General features: G+C 62.2%; 4 protein-coding genes. 2 read left to right on the top strand and 2 right to left on the bottom strand.

The window, feature by feature from the left end; genetic code table 11:
* Positions 1-111 precede the first annotated feature (111 nt).
* Both WBB95_RS08385 and WBB95_RS08380 read right to left on the bottom strand, forming a co-directional pair.
* Positions 112-1,227: an ABC transporter substrate-binding protein gene (locus WBB95_RS08385; RefSeq protein ID WP_424487153.1), complete on the bottom strand. Its 1,116-nt coding sequence runs from the start codon at positions 1,225-1,227 to the stop codon at positions 112-114.
* A 25-nt stretch (positions 1,228-1,252) separates the two neighbouring features.
* The gene (locus tag WBB95_RS08380; RefSeq protein ID WP_424487152.1) at positions 1,253-3,634 is read right to left on the bottom strand and encodes a TonB-dependent receptor; all 2,382 of its coding nucleotides are present in this window, start codon (positions 3,632-3,634) and stop codon (positions 1,253-1,255) included.
* 197 nt (positions 3,635-3,831) lie between these two features.
* Between WBB95_RS08380 and WBB95_RS08375 the strand changes: the two genes are divergently transcribed.
* Positions 3,832-4,542 (top strand): response regulator, encoded by a 711-nt coding sequence (locus WBB95_RS08375; RefSeq protein WP_424487151.1) that lies wholly within the window; start codon positions 3,832-3,834, stop codon positions 4,540-4,542.
* Positions 4,539-5,924: an ATP-binding protein gene (locus WBB95_RS08370; RefSeq protein WP_424487150.1), complete on the top strand. Its 1,386-nt coding sequence runs from the start codon at positions 4,539-4,541 to the stop codon at positions 5,922-5,924. Before WBB95_RS08375 ends, WBB95_RS08370 begins: the two co-directional genes overlap by 4 nt.
* The last annotated feature ends 52 nt before the right edge of the window (positions 5,925-5,976 follow it).

Raw genomic sequence — 5,976 nt, 5'->3', positions numbered from 1 at the left:
GGCTTGCCTGCGATAGCGGTGTGTCAGTTGACTCATTCGGTGACTGATACATCGCTATCGCAGGCAAGCCAGCTCCCACAGGGTTACCCGGTTTCTACAGGGGAATTGGCGTTACTTGGTTTTGCTGTCAATCCAGTAGGCGCCCTGCAACGGCATCCCCAGGAACTGCTGGTTGATCTGTTCCATGGTCGCCTGCGGGTCGAGTGTGGCGAACAACTGCGGGTGCACCCACTTGGCCAACGCTTCAATCGCCAGCAGGTTGTACGGCGAGTTGTAGAAGTCATGCCACAGGCCGTGGGAATTGCCTTCGCGGATGGCACGAAGGTTGGCGAATTCCGGGCGCGCCAACACGCGGTCGAACGCCTCGCGGGCTTCATCGGTGCCAACGCCCGCGCCCAGGATCAGGCCCGGCGCGTGGTTGCCGGTTGCGACGTACACATCCGGGTCGGCCTTCAATGCGTACTCGACACTGATATCCCCCAACGCACCCGGTACCACGTCGGCGGCGATATTGCGCCCGCCGACCAGCTTGATCACTTCGCCCATGCCGCTTTTGCCGGTGGTGTGCCCCGGTGCCTGCCAGGCCCCGGCCAGCAGTTCAAGGAACACGCTTGGGCGCGGGCCGGCGGGGAGGGTGGCGACGGCGTCGGTGATGACCTTGATGTGCTGGTCATAGAAATCCAGGAACGCCTTGGCTTGGGTTTCCCGGCCCAATGCCTCACCCAGTGCCTGCATGCTGGTGTGGGTGCCCTGCACCGGGTTGATGCGGAAGTCGACGAACAACACCGGGATGCCGGCCTTGGCCAGTACGTCAGCCACCGGGCTGTGCTCGGTCGGGCCATGCCCGGAGATGCTGAACACGGCGAGGTCGGGTTTGAGCGAGAGAATTTCCTCGGCGCTGACGCTTTGTTCCGACGCCTGGCCGATCAGCGGGATGTCTTTCACTGTCGGAAATTTCGCCACATAGGCGTTATAGGTGTGTTGATCGAGCAGCTTCAAATCGTTCTGCCAGCCGACGATGCGCTGGAACGGCGCGTCTTTGTCGAGCAAGGCAAATGCCGAAATCAAGCGGCCTTCGCCGAGCACTACACGTTTGACGTCGTCCTTCACGTCGACCTTGCGGCCCAGCACGTCGGTGACTTCGTGGGCGGCGGCGGTCTCGGCGTGGCCGAGGAGCAGGGCGGCGAACAGCACGCCGAGTTTCAGCGCGTTACGGGGCTTGAGCATGCAAAGGACTCCGGGTGAGGGGAAATCAGAATTCATAGTCGACACTGGCGGTGAGGGTGCGCCCGGCACCGGGGATGCCGTACAGCTGGAAGCCGTCGAGGGACGCACCGACTTGGCTGTAGTAGAAGGTGTTAAACACGTTGTTCAGGTTGAGGTTGACCGTGGTGTCCTTGTTCACCTTGTATTGCGCGGCCACGTTGCTCAGCCAGTAGCCCGGGGCTTTTTCGTTGTCTCGCACGTAGATGGAGTTGACCCCGGACGGGCCGTTGGCGTAGCTGCTGTTGTTGTTCAGCCCGCCCACGTATTTGTTGTCGCTGTAGCGGCGACGGCCGACGTATTGCTCGCCGTAGCTCAGGCTCAGGGCGTCGGTGACGGCGTAGGTGGTCCACAGGTTGGCGGTCAGGTCGGGGACGTTCTTGGCTTCCGCGCCTTTGTTGATGCCCTTGGTCTGGGTGCTCTTGAGCGCCGAGAAACCGGTGTAGGCGGTCCAGCGCGGGGTGATGTTGCCTTGCAGGCCGAGTTCGACGCCGTCTACGCGTTTGGCAGGCAGGGCGCGCACCGGCGCGGATTCGCCGTCCTGGTATTCCCAGGCATTGTCCAGTTCGGTGCGGAAGATCGCCGCGGTGACGTTGAGCATGTCGTGGGCAATGTCCCACTTGGTGCCCAGCTCATAGGTTTTCGATTTGGCCGGGCTGTAGTTGCTGGTGCTGGCCGCGCCGTAGATCTGGTTATTGGTGGACGCGCCCAGCGCCGACGGTTGCGCCGCCTCGCTGTAGGACACGTAGACGCTGCCGTTGGGCAACGGTTTGTACACCGCGCCGACGCGGCCGCTGACGGCACCATCGGTGCTGCTGATGTCGGCCTGGCCACGCTGGGTGGTCTGGGCGCGCCAGTTGTCGTAGCGCAGCGAGCCGAGGACTTGCCATTGTTCGTTGAGGGTGACGGTGTCACCCAAGTAGATGCCGGCGTTGTCGATCACCGAACGCGGGTCGCCTTCGCCTTTGGTGACGTAAGTGCTGGCGAAGCTATGGCTGGGGTCGCTCATGTCGAAGAACATGTCGCCGGCCGGCACTTGGGCGTTGCGTTTCAGGCCGCCGTAGGTCTCGTGATAGAACTCAAGGCCCGAGACGACAGCGTGTTGCAGGCCGCCGGTGTTGAGCGAGAAGCTGAAGTCGGTCTGGTTGTCGAGGATGGTGTAGCGCTTGGACAGGCCGAAATCGCTGCCGCGCAGGATGCCGTAGCCGGTGTTGCTGTTGTTCACGTAGTCGGTGTAGGCATTCACCGTGCTGCCCGGCACTTGGATGATTGGCCCTACACCGGTGTAGCCCAAGGTCGCACAGCGGGCGCCGGTGCAGGTTTTTTTACCGCTGGAATCGGCGGCGAAGAAGCGTGCCGGCGACAGCACGGCGAAGTTGTCGCTGCGTTCCCAGCGGGTCTGGTTGCGCAGGTGGGCGTCGTTCCAGTCAACGTCATGCTCGAAGCGAGCGGTCAGCGAGGTGGTTTCGTTCTCCTGCGTATAAAGGCTGGAGTCGCCGTACCAGTTGGAGCGTTTGACGCCGGGCATGCGGTGGCCGTCGGTGCCGCGTTGGATCGGTACGCCGCCGTCCGGGGTGTTGGTGTCTTTCTGGTAGAAGGTGTCGACGAAGAAGCGTGTGTCGGTGCCCAGGCCGAAGCCGAACGAGGTGGCGATGCCCCAGCGGTCATAGTCCACGTCGTCGCGCTCGGCCACCTGGTTGTAGTGCTTCATCAGGTTGATGCGCACGGCGGTGGTGTCGTTGATTTGTTTGTTCAAGTCAGCGGTGAGGCGTCGGTAGCTGTCGGTGCCGATGCCCGCAGCGACTTTGTTGGCGTCGCCCAGGTGCGCCTCCTTGCTGACCAGGTTGACGCTGCCGCCCACGGCGGAAACGCCAGACTCGATGGAGCCGGTGCCCTTGAACACTTCGGCCTGTTGCAGGTTGAAGGTGTCGGTGCGGGTCGACATGCCGGCATCGCGCACGCCATCGACGGTCAGGCTCTGCTCGGACGAAAACCCGCGAATCGAAAACAGGTCGCCCCAGCCCAGGTTGCCTTCACCGGACATGAAGGTGATGCCCGGCACGTTGCGCAGCACTTCCTGCAAGGTCTGCGCGTTCTGCTCCTTGAGCACTTGCTGCGGCACGATGGTCACGCTTTGCGGGGCATCGAGCAGTGGCTGGCTGATCTTGGCCGAGGTCACCCGGTCGACCTTGAAGGTGGAGGTGGCTTCGCCGTCGACCTTGATTTCCGGCAGGCTCACCACTGAATCACTGGACGTGGCGGCTGTGGTATCAGCCCAGGCTGTCGGTGCAACGCTGCCGGCAGCGAGAAAACCGAACATCGGCGCCAGGGTCGTGTGCAAGGTGTGGCGGTGCGGTGTGGGCAGTGACATGGGCTACTTCCGAGTCTAAATTACAATTACTCTCATTTAGGTTCGGTAGTCTAAAGAGCGATTTCGCCTGCCATGCCCTGGCTTTGTATCGCTGATGCGTGATTATCGTTTCCTACAACATTCCATTACATTTGCGCGTACTGCTGGCTGAGCTTTCGGCTATCTCCTGCGTTTTGAGTTTTTCGGATTGACTGCCCATGGCCAAGCAAGACCACTTGTTGATCGTCGATGACGACCCGCAAATCCGCCAACTGCTCTGCGACTACCTCAGTGACGCCGGTTTCCAGGTGTCCACAGCCGCTGACGGCAAGGAAATGCGCCGCCGCCTGGCGCTGAATGTCATTGACCTGATCGTGCTCGACCTGATGCTGCCCGGCGAAGACGGCCTGAGCCTGTGTCGGGAGCTGCGCGTGAGTTCCAACACGCCGGTGGTGATGCTCACCGCCAAAGGCTCGCTGATCGACCGTATTGTTGGCCTGGAAATCGGCGCCGACGACTACCTGCCCAAGCCGTTCGACCCCCGGGAGTTGCTGGTGCGTATCAAGGTGGTGCTGCGCCGGGTGCAGAGCTTTCCGGACCGCGCACGGCTGGACGAGGCACCGAGCATTCGCTTTGCCGGCTGGCAACTCGACACGCGGGCGCGGCAATTATTGACGCCCGAAGGCGTGGTGGTCAGCTTGGGCAACTCGGATTACCGCGTGTTGCGCCTGTTGTTGCAGCACCCCAATCGCCCGTTGAGCCGCGACTTTCTGCTCAACCACGTGTTCGACAAGGACAGCACGCCGTTCGACCGCTCCATCGATGTGTGCGTCAGCCGCCTGCGCTCGCAACTGCCGGCGGGCCTGATCAAGACCGTGCGCAACGAGGGCTACATGCTCACCGCCGACGATGTGGTGCCGGGCTCGTGAGACTGCTGCCGCGTTCGCTGTTCGGGCGCCTGGTGCTGATTCTGGTCAGCGGCATGCTCGCGGCCCAGGCGCTGACCAGCAGCATCTGGTACGACCGGCGCCACGGGCAGGTACTGGAAATTCCTGCGCGGCTGATCGCCACCCGGCTGGCAGACGTGGTGCGCCTGGTGCACAGCGACCCGCAGCAAGCCGACCAACTGATCAAGCTGCTCAATACGCCGCATTTCCAGCTGACATTGAGTGATCAGGCCAGCACCACACCCAGCACCCTTACCGACAGTGACCGGCCCACCGAGCGGCTGATCAAGAAGGTGCTGTCGGAGAAAACCGGTTATGCACAAACGCTGATCCTGTTGCGCCTGTCGTTGGTAGACGCAGAGGGGCAAACCGCTGGCCTGTCGACCTTGCTCAGTTCCAAACCGGTGGTGGGGCAATTCCTGATTGACCTGCGCTTGCCCGATGGCCGCTGGTTGCAGGTCGACGCCAGTGAAGAACAGGGCTGGACCAGCACTTCGCCGCTGGACCTGTTTTTCGACTACGTGATGCGCATCTACTTGTTGCGGGTGCTGGTGCTGGTGGTGATTGCGCTGGTCGCGGTTCGCTTGGCGATTCGCCCGCTGAATGCCTTGGCCAAGGCCGCCGAGGCGTTGGGCCGGGACATCCAGCGCCCGCCGCTCTCAGTGGATGGCCCCACGGAAGTGCGCCGTGCGGCCCAGGCGTTTAACGCGATGCAGCAGCGACTGATCGCCAACATAGCCGAGCGCACGCGTTTTCTCGCGGCGATTTCCCACGACTTGCGCTCACCGATCACACGCCTGCGCCTGCGCACCGAGATGCTCGAAGACACCCGCACCAAGGAGCGCTTTCGCAGCGACCTGGAGGAAATGGAGCACATGGTTGCCAGCACGCTGGACTTTGTCAGCAGCGGCGAAATCAACGAGACGCGGCAGAACATCGACATCAATGCCTTGCTGCAGAGCTTGCAGGCCGACTTGGAGGATGTGGGTGACAGCGTGACGATTGTCGGCCGCGCGAGGCAGCCGTTGCCGGGGTACGCCCGCAGCCTCAAGCGATGCGTGCAGAACCTGCTGGAAAACGCAGTGCGCTATGGCTGTGAGGTGGTGGTGCGGGTCGAGGACCAGGCGGACAGTTTGAAGATCGTCATCAGTGACCGTGGCCCCGGGATTCCCCAGGAACAGCTGGAGCAGGTGATGGAGCCGTTTTATCGAGTGGAAGGTTCACGCAATGCCGAGACGGGCGGGTATGGGCTGGGGTTGAGCATTGCGCACACCATTGCTCGTGCGCATGGAGGGCGGCTGATTTTGAGTAATCGCGAGGGTGGGGGGTTGGAGGTGGAGCTGCACTTTCAGCGCAAACCCTGAATTGAAATACGGAGCAGATGTGGGAGCTGGCTTTCCTGCGATTGCGGTGGAT

Origin of the sequence: Pseudomonas sp. (assembly GCF_049645325.1) — a bacterium.
Taxonomy (GTDB): Bacteria; Pseudomonadota; Gammaproteobacteria; order Pseudomonadales; family Pseudomonadaceae; genus Aquipseudomonas.
This window is presented reverse-complemented; position numbering and strand designations above follow the sequence as displayed.

Coding starts and splice junctions, on each gene's coding strand:
- WBB95_RS08385 (WP_424487153.1), bottom strand. CDS start 1,227: ATGCTCAAGCCCCGTAACGCGCTGAAACTCGGCGTGCTGTTCGCCGCC.
- WBB95_RS08380 (WP_424487152.1), bottom strand. CDS start 3,634: ATGTCACTGCCCACACCGCACCGCCACACCTTGCACACGACCCTGGCG.
- WBB95_RS08375 (WP_424487151.1), top strand. CDS start 3,832: ATGGCCAAGCAAGACCACTTGTTGATCGTCGATGACGACCCGCAAATC.